This window comes from Kribbella sp. NPDC004536, from assembly GCF_042873835.1.
Lineage (GTDB): Bacteria > Actinomycetota > Actinomycetes > Propionibacteriales > Kribbellaceae > Kribbella.
This window is the reverse complement of record NZ_JBIALY010000001.1, coordinates 1407111-1423155: the sequence shown is the minus strand read 5'-3', so window position 1 is coordinate 1423155 and position 16045 is coordinate 1407111. Positions and strand designations below refer to the sequence as shown.

Sequence of the window (16045 nt, the reverse complement as noted above, 5' to 3'; positions counted from 1 at the left end):
CAGACCGTGCGACCAGGATGGAATCACCAACCTGAAGGAGGCATCCGATGCCGATCCGAATCGTCAAGACCGTTGCCGTAGGCACCATCGCGACCCTGGGCCTGGCCGCCGTCGCCTTCACCCCCGCCGCCTACGCGAGCACCACCAAGCAGACCGCCACCCCACACCTGGCCGTCCTCACTGACCCGGTCGCCCCGACAGGCAGCCGCAAAGCCGCCTAGAGCTTTCGGGCTCGCACCGCCAAGGCGTGGGGGATGTCGTAGCCGGCGGGCTCCTCAAAGTGTTCGACTACCAGGCCGGACCTGATAACCGCATTCAGGTAGTCGGCCAGCGTCAGGTGGGACATACCGATCCGCCGGCGGATGCCGTCCTCGGCCCACCACGGCATGTCCGTGTGCCACCCGGTCTGGCGGTACGTCGGGTGCACGATCCGGCGGCCGTCGTCCTCGTAGACGACGTGCGGACCGTTGAAGCAGGGATGTACGCCGTACGTGACGAAGACCCCACCGGGTCGCAGTACGCGGGCTGCTTCGCGAAGGACCGCGCCGAAGTCGTCCACGTCCGTGGAGGTCCAGAGCGTGATCGCGGTGTCGAAGGAGCCGTCGGCGAACGGCAGGGCTGCCGCGTCACCGTGCAGCAGCGGACCGTCGGTGCGCATCCGGGCGCGGCGCAGCTGGTCGATCGAGAAGTCCAGTCCGACGACCGAGCGGCCGCTGGCGCGGATGCTGTCGAAGTTCCTGCCGGTACCGCAGCCGATGTCCAGACAGGGCCCCGAACCGGTGCCGAGCAGTTCGAGCAGACCCGGCTGATGAGGCGGCGCGTCGGCCCCGAACCGCTCGTCGTACCACTCCGCCAAACCGTCGTACCGAGCCCGCATCCAGCCTCCCCAGCCAAGGTCTCAGTCTACCGATGGAGCCTGCTTTAGGTCGGGACGCAGACCTACGGGTAAGCTTTGCCGACGTTCTCTTTGAGTTTGGATGGTCAGACGTGGGTTCCGTTATCAAGAAGCGCCGTAAGCGTATGGCGAAGAAGAAGCACCGCAAGCTGCTGAAGAAGACGCGGGTGCAGCGCCGCAAGCTCGGCAAGTAGCCGGTAGGTACTGTTCGGCCGCGCCCGGTCCGGCTGGGGGTAGCTCGTGGCACAGGTAGTGATGGTGACCGGCGTCTCGCGGGACGCCGGTGCTCGCTGTGCCCGGAGACTGGCCGAGGACCCGTCGATCGGCACCGTGATCGGTGTCGACGTGGTCCCGCCGCGCGCGGAACTCGGCCGGGTCCGGTTCGTCCGGGCCGACATCCGCAACCCGGTGATCGCCAAGGTGATCGCCGCCGAGGATGTCGACACGGTCGTACACACCGGCGTGGTGGCCACTCCTGGCAGCGCCGGCGGCCGGTCGTCGATGAAGGAGATCAACGTCATCGGCACCATGCAGCTGCTCGCCGCGTGCCAGAAGGCGCCCGGCGTGGCGAAGCTGGTGGTGAAGTCGTCGACCACGGTGTACGGCGCGGGTCCGCGGGATCCGGCGATGTTCACCGAGGAGATGGCGCCGCGGGCGATCCATCACCACGGTCTGAGCAAGGACGCCGTCGAGGTCGAGGGGTACGTCCGGGGTTTCGCCCGGCGGCGCCCCGACGTCTGCGTCTCCACGCTCCGGATGGCGAACTGGATCGGCCCCAAGACCGACTCCCCGATCACGAGGTACTTCGGCCTGCCGGTGGTACCGACCGTCTTCGGGTACGACGCGCGCCTGCAGTTCCTGCACGAGGACGACGGCGTCGAGGCGATCCACCACGCGACGGTCGACGACCTGCCGGGGACGTTCAACCTGGCCGGTGACGGCGTCCTCTCGCTGTCCCAGGCGATCCGCCGGCTCGGCCGGCCGACGCTGCGGCTGCCTTCGTTCACCGCGTCGAGTACGGCCGCCGTCGTCCGGCGCGCGCGGCTGGCGGACTTCTCGCCGGACCAGATCACGTTCCTGACGTACGGGCGAGGTGTCGACACGACGCGGATGCGCACCGAGTTCGGGTTCGAGCCGAAGTACACGACCGCGGAGGCGTTCGACGACTTCCGCAGGTCACTCGGCACCGGCGCGATGAGCCGCGCCTCGAGCCTGCTGAGCGCCGGCCTGGGAGCCCTCCGTGGCTGACGCCGACGTGATCCCGATCGGCTCCGGCGGCCGCCCCGGCCGCGGCAACCGCCGGACCACCCCCTCAGCCGCGGCTCGCGCGCTGGCCGGCGACAAGGCGCGCCCGAAGAAGGGCCGCAAACATCCCCCCGAAGAGACGGAGCCTGTCGTCGAGTCCCCGGCATACGCCGAGGAACGGCCGACCGCGCCGCCGTTCGACTTCGCCGGGCTCGAGCGGGCCGTGCGTGGGATGTTCGGGGCGGACGGGGAGCGGCGGGTCGCGGAGTGGCTGGCGTTCCTGCGGCGGCGGGTGACGGGGGAGTACGAGCTCGACGAGTTCGGGTACGACGCCGACCTGAACGACCAGGTCCTGCTGCCGCTGCTGCGGCCGATGGTGGAGAAGTGGTTCCGGGTCGAGGTCCGTGGGATCGAGAACATCCCGGCCGACGGCAGCGCGCTGATCGTCGCGAACCACTCCGGCACGATGCCGCTCGACGGCCTCGTCACCCAGGTCGTGGTCGCCGACCACACCGGCCGCCCGCTGCGGACGCTCGCCGCGGACCTGGTGTTCCAGACCCCGTTCGTCGGTGAACTGTCCCGCAAGGGCGGTGCCACCCTCGCGAACAACGACGACGCCGAACGCCTGCTCCGCCAGGGCAACCTGGTCGGGGTCTGGCCGGAGGGCTTCAAGGGCCTCGGCAAGCCGTTCTCCGAGCGGTACAAGCTGCAGCGCTTCGGCCGCGGCGGGTTCGTCAGCGCGGCGATGCGGACCGGCGTACCGATCGTGCCGTGCTCGATCGTCGGCGCCGAGGAGATCTATCCGCTGGTCGGCAACATCGCGTCGCTGGCCCGGCTGCTCGGCGTCCCGTACATCCCGGTCACACCGTTCTTCCCGCTGCTCGGTCCGCTCGGGCTGATCCCGCTGCCGTCGAAGTGGCTGATCGAGTTCGGCGAGCCGATCCGTACCGACGACTTCGCCGACGGCGCCGCGGACGACCCGATGCTGGTCTTCAACGTCACCGACCAGGTCCGCGAGACCATCCAGCAGACCCTGTACACGCTGCTCATGCAGCGCCGCAGCGTCTTCTTCTGACCCAAGAGGGACAGCAACAGCCCCGGCACGTGGTTGTTGTGCCGGGGCTGCTTGCTCAGCGTCCTACTTTTCCGGTCCTACTTCCAGGGTGGGAACAGAGTCTGCAGCACGCCGGGCAGGTTGATCAGCGGGGTGGTCGGGAACGGCCACGGCCACGCCGGTGCGGACGGGGTCAACGTGGAAGGCAGCACCGTGGGCGTCGCAATCGGCGAGTTCGACGACGACGGCTTCGGTGGTGTCTTCAGGGCGCTCGGCGGCGGAGTCTCGGACTCCTCGACGATCGTCGTGTTCGGCAGGTTGGTCGGCGCGGTGGTGGGATTCAGCGACGCCGAGTCGGCCGGGGTCGGGATCGTCGCCGAGGCCTTCGCGCTCGTCGACGCCTGCACCGGATCGCTCGGCTGGGTCGCGCCGGGGGTGGTGCGGTTCGAATGGTTCGAACCGGTGCTCGGAGCACCGGACGCCGGCTTCGGTGCGTCGCACTTCGGGCAGGCGGCCGCGGTGTGGCCGGCCAGCTGCTCGATGGTGGCGAGCGCCTCGACGCCGGACTTCAGCGACTCGGGCGGCAGTTGCGGCGCGAGCTCACCGAGAGCCTGGCGGGCGCTGGTGATGAAGCTCGTGATCGCCGTGATCGAGCTCTGGTCGCTGTTCTGCTGGTACGACGCGAGCAGTCTGGACACGCCCTGACGGGCCTGCTTCGAGAAGTCGTCCAGGGTCGCGTTGATCGTGCCCACGGAGCCGCCGTTGGTGGCCAGCTCCTGGACTTCGGACAGTCGGGTCATGGCATGTTCGAGATCGCGCCGGCCGCGGGAGTCGTCGCCGACGCCCACATTGGTGGCCACGTTCTCGATGCTGCGTTTCATCCCGTACAAGGTGTCGCCGGGCATCGCCTGCTGGGCGGCGGCGGCAGAACCGATGCCACCTCCCAGCAGCACCAGCGCGGCAGTCGATGCCACCAGCCGGATCCTCCGGCTCTGGCGACGGCGGATATCTGTCACGGACGCGCCAACGTCCTCGCTACCCGGCGGGTCGTCCGAGTCGTCTGGTGCGGTGTGCACCGTCAGTTGAGTCCCAGTGGTCGCCGCCCGCGCCGCCGCCTGCTCCATCAGGCGGTGCCGCAGCTCGGCACTGAACTCGGGTCGCGGTGCAACTGCGCCGGCGGTCCTCAGCCGTCCGACCAGTTCCACAGCTTCCAGCAACTCTGGATCGTCGCCCAGTCGCGCGGAGTGACGGGGCCCGTGATCGACGGCGTGCGCGAATGCCTCCGCGCGCGCTCGAGCCCTGTGTAGGTCACTCATGAGTTCTCGTTCTCCTCAATGGCCAGTCGGGGTCACCGACAGGTCCTCACCAGGCAAACGAGGTAACTCCCTGACGGGTTACGAAAGACGTTCGTTGTCATCCGCCTCATCTCAAGTCCTTGGGGATAACCTTCGCCAAGTGCCGTACGGCCCTCAGTTGCAGTTGCTTGACGGCGCCTTCGGACTTCTCCAGCGCCTTGGCCGTCTCGGCGATCGACAAACCGGCGAAGAACCGCATCGTCAGGCAGTCGCGCTGCTCGTCGGGCAGGCCGGCCACCGCGTCCCGGAGTACCTCGGCGGTGGCCGCGGCCAGCACGTCGATCTCCGGGCCCTCGGTCTGCCGGTCGTGGGTCTCGATCTCGTCGGTGACCACCTCGAGCCGGACCCGGCCGGACTTGTAGTGGTCGGTGATCAGGTTCCGGGCGATCGTCACCAGCCAGGCTCCGAAGTCCCGGCCCTGCCAGCGGAACGAGTCCAGCGCCCGGAGCGCCCGGACGAAGGTCTCGCTGGTCAGGTCCTCGGCGAGTGCCGACGAGGACACCCGGGCGTAGATGTAGCGATAGACGGTGAGCGAGTACTCGTCGTACAGCTCACCGAAGGCACCGACGTCCCCGGCCTGGGCGCGATCGACGAGCTCAGCACGTCGCATCCCGTCCGGGCTTGGTTCCGGCGTGGTCAAGTTGTCTCCCCGTTCGACTGACACGTCGTTCGACACATCCGCGAATGGCCTCAGTGACTCTGGGACAGCACCGAACGTTACTGCTCATGCACGGGCTGTCAACAGGCTGGGGCGTGCCGCCTTCCGTCCGGTCCGAAGCTTGCGTGAATGCGCCAGCGGACTGCGTCCGGAAATTGCGGAGCAGCCTGCTGTCGGGGTTGGTACATCGCGCATGAGGGTCCCCGCGCGGACGGGTTTCTGCAGTGTGAGGTTCAGCAGAAGCTCGCTCGCGAAGTCACCTGTATATCGGTGGTCACGCTCTGCTGCAACCGTTCTGGGCAAACCCGGTCGGTCCGTGGCCGAATCCCCGCCGTGACAGACTCGCCTGGTGAACGTGAATTTCGCGGACCTCCTTCGTGACACAGCGCAACGTCACGGCGATCGTCCCGCACTGGTCGACGGGGATCGGCGGCTGACCTGGAGCGAGCTCGACCAGGCCGTCGACCGGACCGCGCGGGGGCTCGCCGCGGCCGGCCTGGTGCCGGGCTACCGGGTGCTGCTGCTGGTTGCCAACAGCATCGAGTTCGTGACCTCCTACCTGGGCGTTCTTCGCGCCGGGCTGGTCGCCGTACCGCTGAACACCGGGCTCACCAAGCCCGAGCTGGCGACCGTCGCGGCGCACTCCGGAGCCCGGCTGGCGATCGCCGACGCGGTCCTTGCCGACCACTTCGAAGGCGTCCGGACGGTGGCCCCGGACGAGCTCCAGGGTGACGTTCCGTTACCGCCGCCGATCGATCCCGAGTCGCTCGCGGTGCTGCTGTACACGTCCGGAACCAGTGGAGATCCGCGGGCCGCGATGCTCACCCATCGGGCACTTTCGGCCAACGTCCGCAACCTCGGCGGGCTCGGCGAGGACCGGATGGGGCCGGACGACGTGGTGCTCGGGGTGCTGCCGATGTTCCACGCGTTCGGCCTGAACGCGGTCCTCGGCTGGGCCGTCGGGACCGGCGCCGCGCTGGTCGTCGAGCGCCGCTTCGATCCCGAGCAGACCCTCGAGCTGATCGGGCGGTACGGCGTGACGCGCCTGCCGCTCGCCCCGCCCGCCCTGAACGCGCTGCTGACCCGCCCGGACCTGCGGGCCGCGCTGAAGACGGTCAAGGTCGTCCTCACCGGCGCGTCCACGCTCGACCGCACGCTCGCGGACCGCTTCGAGCAGGCGACCGGCCTGCACGTCCACCAGGGGTACGGGCTGACCGAGGCGTCCCCGGGGGTCACCACGACCCTCGGCGAGGCCACGCCGAAGCCGGGGTCGGTCGGGCGTCCGCTGCCGAACGTCGAGCTCCGGATCGCCGACGAGCGGGGCGAGGACGTCGAGGGCGACGACCCCGGCGAGATCCTGATCCGCGGCGGCAACCTGTTCTCCGGCTACTGGCCGGACGGTGTCGACGGCCCGGACGCCGACGGCTGGTACCGGACCGGCGACGTCGGGTTCCTGGACGCCGACGGCGACCTGTTCCTGGTCGACCGGCTGCGCGAGCTGATCATCGTGTCCGGCTTCAACGTCTTCCCGAGCGAGGTCGAGGACGTACTGGTCGCGGCGCCGGGGGTTCGCGAGGCCGCGGTGATCGGGATCCCGTCGGAGGAGACCGGCGAGGCGGTGAAGGCGTTCGTCGTACCGTTGCCGGACACATCGGTCGACGTCGCAACGGTCCGCGCTTACGCGGAGGGCCGGCTGGCCCGGTTCAAGAGCCCGGTCGACATCGAGGTGGTCGACCAACTGCCGCACTCGGTCACCGGCAAGGTCGCGAAGGGACGGTTGCGGGGCTTGTGAGTACGAGAGTTGTCATGTACGGCAAGCCGGGCTGTCATCTGTGCGACGACGCCCGGGAGGTCATCCGGGCGGTCTGTGCCGAGGCGGGCGCGGACTGGTCCGAGGTCGACATCACGCATGATGACCGGCTGTTCACGCAGTACGGCGAACAGATCCCGGTGACGTTCGTGGACGGCAAGCAGCACGACTTCTGGCGAGTGGACCCCGCCAGACTGCGAAAGGCACTGATGAGGTAGGGGTCACTTTCGCCGATTTTGTTCTCACGTTCACAAGCTCCTAGAGTAAGAGAGCCGCCGGCCGTCAGACCGCGGTGAACCAACCGCTCCCAGGAGAATTGTGACGCGTGCCAGCAGCCGTCGCCCCGGCCCGCCGACGAGAACCGAACGCGGCATCCCCGAGGCGACTGTCGCGCGCTTGCCGGTCTACCTGCGGGCCCTGACCGCGCTCTCCGACGGTGGTACGGCCACCGCGTCGAGCGAGGACCTGGCGACCGCGGCCGGTGTGAACTCGGCCAAGCTCCGCAAGGACCTGTCCTACCTGGGGTCGTACGGCACCCGTGGCGTCGGCTACGACGTCGAGTACCTGCGCTACCAGATCGCCCGCGAGATCGGCGTCACCCAGGACTGGGCGGTCGTCATCGTCGGGATCGGAAACCTCGGCCACGCGCTGGCGAACTACTCCGGGTTCGGCACCCGCGGTTTCCGGATCGTCGCGCTGCTGGACGCCGACCCGAACCTGGTCGGCGAGCGGATCGGCGACATGGAGGTCCGTGACTTCGCCCAGCTCGAGGACATCGTGAAGGCCGACCGGGTCTCCATCGGGGTCATCACCACTCCCGCCGGCCCGGCGCAGGAGGTGTGCGACCGGCTGGTCGCCGCCGGCGTCACCAGCATCCTGAACTTCGCGCCCGTGGTGCTGTCCGTGCCCGACGGCGTCGACATCCGCAAGGTGGACCTCTCGATCGAGCTTCAGATCCTGGCGTACCACGAACAACGAAAGTCCGGAGAGGCGGCGCTCCCCCAGGTGCCCGAACTACCAGCGATGAACGGCCTGACGGATCTCCCGAGCGTCGGGGGAGGCCTCGGCGCATGAACGAGCGGAGCGAGTTCATCGTTCAATACAGTGCGATTCGTGCCTCATCCGCGCCCGGAGCGAAGCGAGGACGCGGATGAGCTACCTGGTAGTCGGGATCAGTCATCGGTCCGCCGCCATCGACGTGCTCGAGCGGGTCGCCCTGGACGCGGAGGCCGCGACCAAGCTCGGCCTGTCGGTCCGGAACTCGGCCGCCGTCGCGGAGTCCGCGGTCGTTGCCACCTGCAACCGCACCGAGGTGTACGCGACCGTCGACCGGTTCCACGCCGGGATGGACGAGGTCACCGCGATCCTGTCCGACGTCACCGGCGTACCGCTGCTGGACCTCGCCGAGCACCTGTACGTGCACTTCGAGGAGGGCGCGGTCGCGCACCTGTTCCAGGTCGCGGTCGGGCTGGACTCGATGATCGTCGGCGAGAGCCAGATCCTCGGCCAGCTGAAGGAGACACTCCGGGCCGGCCAGGACAACGAGACCATCGGTACGGACCTGAACGCCCTGTTCCAGCACGCGTTGCGGGTCGGCAAGCGGGCCCGCACCGAGACCGGGATCGACGCGGCCGGTCGTTCGGTCGTCTCGGCCGGGCTGGAGGCGGTCGGCGGTACCGAGGGCCGTCGGGCGCTGATCGTCGGCGCCGGCTCGATGGCCTCGCTGGCCGCGCAGACCCTGATGAACAACGGCGCGCGGAGCGTGACCGTTGCCAACCGCAACTACGAGCGCGCGGTCGCGCTGACCGACCGGATCGGCGGTACGGCGATCAAGCTCGCCGACGTACCGGACGCGCTGACCGAAGCCGACCTGCTGGTGTCCTGCACCGGCGCCCGCGGCGTGGTGATCACCGAGGAGATGATCCGGAACGCCGCCGGCGACCGGCCGCTCGGTGTCCTCGACGTCGCCCTCCCGCGCGACGTCGCGCCGGAGGCGGCCCGGATCCCCGGCGTCACGCTGATCACGCTCGCCGACCTGGTCGGTACGGCGGGCGGCAGCGAGGCCGACATCGACGAGGTACGGCGGATCGTCGGCGAGGAGACCGGAGCGTTCGAGGCCACCCGGCGGGCCGCGTCGGTGGCGCCGACCGTCGTCGCACTGCGCGCGATGGCGAGCTCACTGGTCGACCAGGAACTGGCCCGGCTCGAGCGCCGGCTGCCGGACCTCGGCGAGCACGAACGGCACGAGGTCGAACGGACCATCCACCGGGTCGTCGACAAGGTGCTGCACAACCCGACCGTCCGGGTGAAGGAACTCGGCGGCGATCCGGGCGGACCGACGTACGCCGACGCGCTGCGGCAACTGTTCGCACTCGACCAGGCGGCCGTCGACGCGGTCACCACGCCGAAGGGTGGTGAGCAGGCATGATCCGGCTGGGGACGCGCCGCTCGAAGCTGGCGATCGCGCAGTCCACTCTGGTCGCGGACGCGCTCCGGGACAACGGTCACGAGGTCGAGCTGGTCCCGATCTCCACCACCGGCGACGTGGACAAGGTCTCTCCGGTCGAGCAGATCGGTGGCACCGGCATCTACGTCAGTGCGCTCCGGGACGCGCTGCTGGCCGGCGAGATCGACATCGCCGTGCACTCGCTGAAGGATCTCCCGACCGCGGCGGTCGACGGGCTGGTGATCGGCGCGATCCCGGTCCGCGAGGACCCGCGCGACGTACTCGTCGCCCGCGACGGGCTGACGCTCGGCGAGCTGCCCCGCGGCGCGGTGATCGGTACCGGTGCGCCGCGCCGGTCGGCGCAGATCGAGGCGCTCGGTCTCGGGGTCGAGTGCACCGGGATCCGCGGCAACGTGGACACCCGGATCGGCCTGGTTGCCGACGGCAAGGTCGACGCGGTGGTGCTGGCCCGGGCCGGGCTGGCCCGGCTGGGGCGGCTCGACGAGGTGACCGAGACCCTCGACCCGATCCAGATGCTGCCGTCGCCGGGACAGGCGGCGCTGGCCGTCGAGTGCCGCGCGGACGACACCGACGTACTGGCTGCGCTGGCACCGCTGGAGGACCCGGCCACCCGGGCCGCGGTCACGGCGGAGCGGCAGTTGCTGGCCACGCTCGAGGCAGGGTGCACGGCTCCGGTCGGCGCGCTCGCCGAGGTGGTCGAGGGTGAGGACGGCCCGGAGCTGTGGCTGCGGGGCGCGCTCGGCCAGGAGGACGGCGTCCGGCGGCTGTCCGCGAACGGGCCCGTGGACGACCCCGCGGGCCTCGGCAGACGGCTGGCGAACGAGCTGCTGGAGCGAACATGACACCGGCACAGGGCACAAGCACGGCCCACAAGAAGGCCCAGAAGACGGCCCACAGGACGAGCACGAAAACGACGAGGGCGAAGGCAGACGTGAGCGCGAAGACAGCCGCCACCGCGGCACCGCAGAAGGCCGCGACCAGTACCGTCAAGCAGACCAAACCGCTCGGCCATGTCACGTTCGTCGGCGTCGGTCCTGGTGACCCGGCGCTGCTGACGCTGGCCGGCCGGGACGTGCTCGCCAACGCCGACGCGGTCGTTGTCGAGGGCCCCGAACACGACGCGTTCCTGGGCTTCTGCAAGGCAGGCGTCGAGGTCGTGGACGGCTCCGGCGCCGAGGGCAGCCGGGCGCTCCGGGTGGCGGCCCGCGCGCGGCTCGTGGTGAAGACCGCGAAGACCGCCGCGAACGTGGTCCGGCTGCTCAGCGGCGACCCGTTCACCTTCTCCAGCGGCGCCGAGGAGGCCGCCGCGTGCAAGAAGGCCGGCATCGGGTTCAACGTCGTGCCGGGCGTGAGCGAGGTGAGCGCGGTTCCGACGTACGCCGGGATCCCGCTGACCATGAAGGGCGACCGCGAGGTCACCGTCGTCGACCTCGCCGAGAACAAGCTCGACCTGACCCGCCTGCAGCCGAAGCAGACTCTGGTTCTGCTGAACGCCGCGGAAGTGCTCAAGGACACGGTGGTTGCGCTGGTCGAGGCCGGCTTCGACGCCGCGACTCCGGTCGCAGCGACCGTCGGCGGTACGACGACCTCGCAGACCAGCGTGGTCGGCACGCTCGAGACCATCGTCACCGACCTGCGCACCGCGAAGGTCACCGGCGAGCCCGTGATCGTCGTCGGCGCGGTGGTCGAGCAGCGCGAGTCGCTGTCCTGGTTCGAGACCAAGCCGCTCTTCGGCTGGCGGATCCTGGTCCCGCGGACCAAGGACCAGGCCGGCCCGCTGATGGACCGGCTGCGCCGGTACGGCGCGATGCCGGAAGAGGTACCGACGATCTCCGTCGAGCCGCCGCGCAACCCGCAGCAGATGGACAAGGCGATCCGCGGCCTGGTCGAGGGACGCTACGAGTGGGTCGCGTTCACGTCGGTCAACGCGGTGAAGGCCGTCCGGGAGAAGTTCGACGAGTACGGGCTGGACGCGCGGGCGTTCTCCGGGCTGAAGATCGCCGCGGTCGGCGACAAGACCGCCGAGGCGATCGGTGCCTGGGGCATCCGTCCGGACCTGGTCCCGTCCGGTGAGCAGTCCGCCGCCGGGCTGGTCGAGGACTGGCCGCCGTACGACGAGCTGCTGGACCCGATCAACCGGGTCTTCCTGCCGCGCGCCGACATCGCCACCGAGACGCTGGTCGCGGGCCTGACCGACCTGGGCTGGGAGGTCGACGACGTGACCGCGTACCGGACCGTCCGGGCCGCCCCGCCGCCCGCGCCGACCCGCGAGGCGATCAAGTCCGGCAAGTTCGACGCGGTCGTGTTCACCTCGTCGTCGACGGTCCGGAACCTGGTCGGCATCGCCGGCAAGCCGCACGCGTCGACGGTGATCGCGGTGATCGGCCCGGCCACGCTGAAGACCGCCGAGGAGCACGGGCTGCGGGTCGACGCGATGGCCGAGTCGCCGTCGGTCGAGGAGCTCGCGGACGCCCTGGCCCGGTTCGGTGCGGACCGCCGTGACACCATGGTGGAGGCCGGTGAGCCGGTCACCCGTCCGTCCGAACGTCGCTCGGGTTCTCGTCGTAAGAGCTGAGGCAATCGTGTCTGGTGGTTTCCCGGAAGTGAGGCCGCGGCGGCTTCGGTCGTCGGCGGCGGTACGCCGGCTGGTCGCGGAGACGACCATCGAGCCGCGGCAGCTGATCCTGCCGATGTTCGTCCGGGAGGACGCCCGGGAACCGATCCCGATCCGGTCGATGCCCGGCGTCGTCCAGCACACCCGGGACACCGCGCGGAAGGCGGTCGCGGAGGCCGCGCAGCTCGGCCTCGGCGGCGTGATGCTGTTCGGCGTACCTACCACGAAGGATCCGGTCGGGTCCGGTGCGCTGGACCCTGAGGGGATCCTCAACGTGGCGATCCGGGACGCGGTGTCCGAGGTCGGCGACTCGCTGCTGGTGATGTCGGACCTCTGCCTGGACGAGTTCACCTCGCACGGGCACTGCGGCGTACTCGACTCCGAGGGCCGCGTGGACAACGACGCGACGCTGAAGATCTACGCCGAGATGGGCGTCGCGCAGGCGACTGCCGGCGCGCACGTCGTCGGCCCGTCCGGGATGATGGACGGCCAGGTCGGCGTCGTACGTACCGCGCTCGACCAGGCCGGCTTCGTCGACACGGTGATCCTCGCGTACGCCGTGAAGTACGCGTCGGCGTTCTTCGGCCCCTTCCGCGAGGCCGTCGACTCGTCCCTCACCGGCGACCGCAAGACGTACCAGCAGGACAACGCGAACTCCCGCGACGCGATCCGCGAGGTCGACCTCGACATCGCCGAAGGCGCCGACATCGTGATGGTCAAGCCGGCCCTCGCCTACCTCGACATCATTCGCCAGGTCCGCGACCACGTGAACGTCCCGGTCGCCGCGTACAACATCTCCGGCGAGTACGCGATGGTCGAGGCCGCCGCCGCCAACGGCTGGATCAACCGCGAGGCCGCCATCCTCGAAACCCTCACCGCCATCCGCCGAGCCGGCGCCGACACCATCCTCACCTACTGGGCGACCGAAGCCGCCACCCACCTCCTCGACCGCTAACCCTCCGCGGGTGACCCCGGGGCGGAGGATCATCGGCCTCAGGGGGTGGATGCCATGGAGGATCCAGCGGGATTCAAGGCTGTCGACGGGGCGGCCGCGGACTATTTCGTGCGGTTCCTGGACACACGGCGGTCGGTGGCCGGGGAGTTGTACGTCAAGCAGGTGATCAAGGATCTGCTCGACCTCGGTCCGGGACTCGACGTTCTCGATGTCGGCTCGGGGACCGGTGACGATCTGGCCGAGCTGGCGGCGATGCTCGGTCCCGGCGGGAGCGCCACCGGGCTGGATCTGAGTTCGACGATGGTGACCGAGGCGCGGCGCCGTACGGCGGGCTCCGGGTTGCCGATCGAGTTCGTCGAGGGTGATGCCAACGAGTTGCCGTTCGAACCCGCGACCTTCGACCGTGCCCGCGCCGAACGAGTACTGATGGCACTGCCCGACCCGCAACGTGCCGTCCACGAACTCGCCCGGGTGACGCGCCCCGGCGGGATGGTCGTCCTGTCCGAGATGGACGCCGGCACGATCTTCGTCAACAGCTCGAACCGGGAGTTGACGCGGGCCTTGGTCGACGGGTTCGCCACCGAGCTCCCGACCCCCGACGCCGGCCGCAACCTCCAGCGGCTGCTGATGAACGCCGGCCTGCAGGACGTCCGCCTGGTCTCGACCGTGATCCAGAACTCGGTCGCCTTCACCCGCATGCTCTTCGCCGACCGCATCGCCAGGCTCGCGACCGAGCAGGAAGCCGACGCGTTCTGGGCCGAACTGGAACAGGCCGAACAAGAAGGCTGGCTCTGCACCGGCGGCACCAACTTCACCGCCGCGGGGCGTGCGACCACCTGATCACCCCAAGCACTGACGTCGTCTTCCACTCGCCGCTCACCGACAGGCTCACGTTCCGAGTACGCGACGAGGTGGTCGCGCTGCACCGCGACATCTTCGCCGTACTCGAAGACGTCACCACCACCGAACCCCTGGCCGCGGGCAGCGCCCAGACCTTCTCGTTCCACGCCCGGGTGCGAGGCGTGGAACTCGAAGCCATGAACCTCGCCCGCCTCGACGAGACCGGCAAGATCGTCGAACTGACGGTCTTCATCCGCCCGCTGCCGGCCCTTGCGACCCTGTTCGCGACGCTGCCGCCGCGGGTGTCCGCACGTCGCCGCGGTCCGCTCGTCGGCGGTCTGGTTGCCTGCCTGGCCACCCCGCTCGCATTTGCGTTCCGTACTGCGGACCGTCTCGCCCCGCGCTTTCTCTAGGCCTGCAGACGCAGCTGAAAGTGGAGGTCGGCTAGGCGCGGAGCCTGAGTATCTGGCTGCCCGGTGTGCGGCCGGTCAGGTACACGCGGAGGCCGTCCGGGGTGAGGTTTCCGCCCAGATAGGTGTACTGCTCGCCCGGGTCCATCGCGACCCGGGCGGGCCCGTTGCCCGGCCCGAACTCGATCCGGTCGTCGCCGACGGTGTAGGCGCCGACCCCGGACTCGAGCTGGTAGTTGCCGTCGGCATCCAGTTCCCGTACGCCGGAAAGCCTTCCACCCGGCCGGAAACACAGCTCGATCGCGTACGTCGTCTCGTCGCCGTCGAAGCCGAACGTGAGGTCGAACCCGTCCGCCACCTCCTCGACCCGTACGTTGGTCCGCAGCGACCGGTACTGCCGAGGCCGGTGCCCGAAGTCCATCGACGAGTAGAACCGCCCCTCCGGCGTCAACGCGTACTGCCCACCCGTCCGCTGCTCCGGCGGCAACGGCAAGTGGTACGGCGCGCGTACCTCCTGCTGGAGCTCGAACGTGCGCGGTCCGGTGCGGCGCAGACCGTCCGCGCGGAAGTGCCCGGTGCCGAAGAACTGCGGTGCGAGTCGCACCGAGTCCAGGATCGCCGCGCCTTGCCGGAACTTGAAGAACGTCGGGTTCGTCGACAACCCCGACGCGATCACCGGGAACTGGTGGAAGTCCGTGCCGCCGAAGATCGTCGCCGTCCGGCTGCCCCGCCGTACCCGGGCCGATGCCTGGGAAGGGAAGTGCTGGACGAAGTCGGAAGGTGCCGGCGTGGCGTCCGGAAGGATCCCAGCCAGCGAAGGCTGTTCCAGTACCTCGGCCAGGAAGTCGCCGAGCTCGCCGGCCCCGCGCGCCTCGATGCTCTTGGCAACAGACGTGAAGCGGCCGTCGCCGGTGTGCAGCGCGAGTTCGCGGAACTGGGTGAGATACCACCAGACCTCCCGGATCCCCTTCTGGTCCTGGCGGCGGGACGCGGTGGTGTCGACCTCGCCGTTCGGCTCGAGGAGGTACAGGGTCAGCTCGAGGTTGCGGCGTACGTACTCCACCAGCTCCGGTCTGTCGTACAGCCGGGCGATCGTCAGCAGGCTTGGATTCGTCACCTCGGCGGCGTACGTCGAGCTCCGCTCGCTGTAGATCCCGTCGGCCGTCGCGTCGATGCCCTCGGCGAGCCAGTCGTCGATCCGCGTGGTGTAGCGCCGGTCCGGGAACAGGTGGTTCACCCGTGCCAGCGCCGCGGACACCTCCCACCGGTGGTTCGGCGTGTGCACGCCGCCCGAGGCCAGGCCCGGTGCGGCCTTCCGGATGATGTCCGCCAACGTTTTCCGGATCGGCACGTCCGCGTCGAGGAGTACGTACAGCAGGCAGACGTCCTGGATCACGAACGCGGTGTCGGGCGGCGAGTGCAGGTTGCCGATGTCGTACAGCCCGTCCTCGTGCTGCCGCGCGGCGAGCTGCTCGACGAGCCAGGTCAGGGGGCCGAGCAGCGTGGGGTCCTGGTGGTACGCCGACCGCGGCCAGACGTACCCGGACGCCAACCGCCGGGCCTTCCGGGCGACCGCGCGGACGTTGTCGCCGGGGTCCCGGTGGCTCGCGAGCACGAGCGGGAGCTGGGCCTGGTTGGCCTCGGTGAGCAGGTTCAGGAAGTCCTCGTCCACGGCCACCAGCTCAGCACACGACGTCCGGATCCGGACAACCGGCACCCTCGGCGAACCCTTGCATAAACCG

Annotated in this window: 17 protein-coding genes; 13 read left to right on the top strand and 4 right to left on the bottom strand. The window is 69.8% G+C overall.

What is annotated here, in order from left to right; genetic code table 11:
- Nucleotides 1-47: 47 nt before the first annotated feature.
- Entirely contained in the window at nt 48-221 is a 174-nt protein-coding gene (locus ACFYRU_RS07020; RefSeq protein WP_387653969.1) for a hypothetical protein, read from the top strand.
- Here the strand turns inward: ACFYRU_RS07020 and ACFYRU_RS07015 are convergent.
- Entirely contained in the window at nt 218-877 is a 660-nt protein-coding gene (locus ACFYRU_RS07015; protein ID WP_387653968.1) for a class I SAM-dependent methyltransferase, read from the bottom strand. The two genes, ACFYRU_RS07020 and ACFYRU_RS07015, sit on opposite strands and share 4 nt — an antisense overlap.
- A gap of 110 nt (nt 878-987) precedes the next feature.
- Between ACFYRU_RS07015 and ACFYRU_RS07010 the strand changes: the two genes are divergently transcribed.
- The 3 genes from ACFYRU_RS07010 to ACFYRU_RS07000 all read left to right on the top strand — a co-directional run bounded on the left by ACFYRU_RS07010 (nt 988) and on the right by ACFYRU_RS07000 (nt 3215).
- Nucleotides 988-1089 carry a 30S ribosomal protein bS22 gene (locus ACFYRU_RS07010; RefSeq protein WP_008356322.1) on the top strand — a complete coding sequence of 34 codons (102 nt, stop codon included), beginning with the start codon at nt 988-990 and terminating at the stop codon, nt 1087-1089.
- Between the two features lie 61 nt (nt 1090-1150).
- The gene (locus ACFYRU_RS07005) at nt 1151-2143 is read left to right on the top strand and encodes an NAD-dependent epimerase/dehydratase family protein (protein ID WP_387658037.1); all 993 of its coding nucleotides are present in this window, start codon (nt 1151-1153) and stop codon (nt 2141-2143) included.
- Nucleotides 2136-3215 (top strand): lysophospholipid acyltransferase family protein, encoded by a 1080-nt coding sequence (locus ACFYRU_RS07000; RefSeq protein WP_387653961.1) that lies wholly within the window; start codon nt 2136-2138, stop codon nt 3213-3215. Before ACFYRU_RS07005 ends, ACFYRU_RS07000 begins: the two co-directional genes overlap by 8 nt.
- A 77-nt stretch (nt 3216-3292) precedes the next feature.
- Here the strand turns inward: ACFYRU_RS07000 and ACFYRU_RS06995 are convergent, their stop codons facing one another.
- Nucleotides 3293-4168, bottom strand: a complete 876-nt coding sequence (locus tag ACFYRU_RS06995) for a DUF5667 domain-containing protein (protein ID WP_387653958.1) — start codon at nt 4166-4168, stop codon at nt 3293-3295.
- A gap of 448 nt (nt 4169-4616) precedes the next feature.
- Complete coding sequence (locus tag ACFYRU_RS06990) at nt 4617-5189, bottom strand: sigma-70 family RNA polymerase sigma factor (RefSeq protein WP_238332099.1); 573 nt, start codon at nt 5187-5189, stop codon at nt 4617-4619.
- A gap of 367 nt (nt 5190-5556) precedes the next feature.
- Here ACFYRU_RS06990 and ACFYRU_RS06985 point away from each other — a divergent pair, with 367 nt between their 5' ends.
- From ACFYRU_RS06985 to ACFYRU_RS06945, 9 genes are all read left to right on the top strand, one after another.
- Nucleotides 5557-6999: a class I adenylate-forming enzyme family protein gene (locus ACFYRU_RS06985; RefSeq protein WP_387653956.1), complete on the top strand. Its 1443-nt coding sequence runs from the start codon at nt 5557-5559 to the stop codon at nt 6997-6999.
- Nucleotides 6996-7235, top strand: a complete 240-nt coding sequence (locus tag ACFYRU_RS06980) for a glutaredoxin family protein (RefSeq protein WP_387653953.1) — start codon at nt 6996-6998, stop codon at nt 7233-7235. Before ACFYRU_RS06985 ends, ACFYRU_RS06980 begins: the two co-directional genes overlap by 4 nt.
- Nucleotides 7236-7335: 100 nt before the next feature.
- A complete protein-coding gene (locus ACFYRU_RS06975) occupies nt 7336-8091 on the top strand; it encodes a redox-sensing transcriptional repressor Rex (RefSeq protein WP_387653951.1) in 756 nt (251 codons plus the stop codon).
- Nucleotides 8092-8167: 76 nt separating this feature from the next.
- Entirely contained in the window at nt 8168-9445 is a 1278-nt protein-coding gene (locus tag ACFYRU_RS06970) for a glutamyl-tRNA reductase (RefSeq protein ID WP_387653949.1), read from the top strand.
- Nucleotides 9442-10326, top strand: coding sequence for a hydroxymethylbilane synthase (gene hemC / locus ACFYRU_RS06965; RefSeq protein ID WP_387653946.1), 885 nt, complete (start codon nt 9442-9444; stop codon nt 10324-10326). The genes ACFYRU_RS06970 and hemC overlap by 4 nt, the downstream gene beginning before the upstream one ends.
- A complete protein-coding gene (locus ACFYRU_RS06960; protein WP_387653943.1) occupies nt 10323-12059 on the top strand; it encodes a uroporphyrinogen-III synthase in 1737 nt (578 codons plus the stop codon). The genes hemC and ACFYRU_RS06960 overlap by 4 nt, the downstream gene beginning before the upstream one ends.
- Nucleotides 12060-12066: 7 nt before the next feature.
- On the top strand, nt 12067-13053 hold the full coding sequence (hemB, locus tag ACFYRU_RS06955) for a porphobilinogen synthase (RefSeq protein WP_387653940.1): 987 nt from the start codon (nt 12067-12069) through the stop codon (nt 13051-13053).
- Nucleotides 13054-13107: 54 nt separating this feature from the next.
- Complete coding sequence (locus tag ACFYRU_RS06950; RefSeq protein WP_387653937.1) at nt 13108-13893, top strand: methyltransferase domain-containing protein; 786 nt, start codon at nt 13108-13110, stop codon at nt 13891-13893.
- Nucleotides 13894-13964: 71 nt separating this feature from the next.
- On the top strand, nt 13965-14306 hold the full coding sequence (locus tag ACFYRU_RS06945) for a hypothetical protein (RefSeq protein ID WP_387653934.1): 342 nt from the start codon (nt 13965-13967) through the stop codon (nt 14304-14306).
- Between the two features lie 31 nt (nt 14307-14337).
- On the opposite strand, the gene ACFYRU_RS06940 is transcribed toward ACFYRU_RS06945, so the two are convergent.
- Entirely contained in the window at nt 14338-16020 is a 1683-nt protein-coding gene (locus ACFYRU_RS06940) for a hypothetical protein (RefSeq protein WP_387653931.1), read from the bottom strand.
- Nucleotides 16021-16045 lie beyond the last annotated feature (25 nt).

What these genes read in the sequence shown, in the direction of transcription:
- ACFYRU_RS07020 (WP_387653969.1), top strand. Translation starts at nt 48, where the DNA reads ATGCCGATCCGAATCGTCAAGACCGTTGCCGTAGGCACCATCGCGACC.
- ACFYRU_RS07015 (WP_387653968.1), bottom strand. Translation starts at nt 877, where the DNA reads ATGCGGGCTCGGTACGACGGTTTGGCGGAGTGGTACGACGAGCGGTTC.
- ACFYRU_RS07005 (WP_387658037.1), top strand. Translation starts at nt 1,151, where the DNA reads ATGGTGACCGGCGTCTCGCGGGACGCCGGTGCTCGCTGTGCCCGGAGA.
- ACFYRU_RS06970 (WP_387653949.1), top strand. Translation starts at nt 8,168, where the DNA reads ATGAGCTACCTGGTAGTCGGGATCAGTCATCGGTCCGCCGCCATCGAC.
- hemC (WP_387653946.1), top strand. Translation starts at nt 9,442, where the DNA reads ATGATCCGGCTGGGGACGCGCCGCTCGAAGCTGGCGATCGCGCAGTCC.
- ACFYRU_RS06960 (WP_387653943.1), top strand. Translation starts at nt 10,323, where the DNA reads ATGACACCGGCACAGGGCACAAGCACGGCCCACAAGAAGGCCCAGAAG.
- ACFYRU_RS06950 (WP_387653937.1), top strand. Translation starts at nt 13,108, where the DNA reads ATGGAGGATCCAGCGGGATTCAAGGCTGTCGACGGGGCGGCCGCGGAC.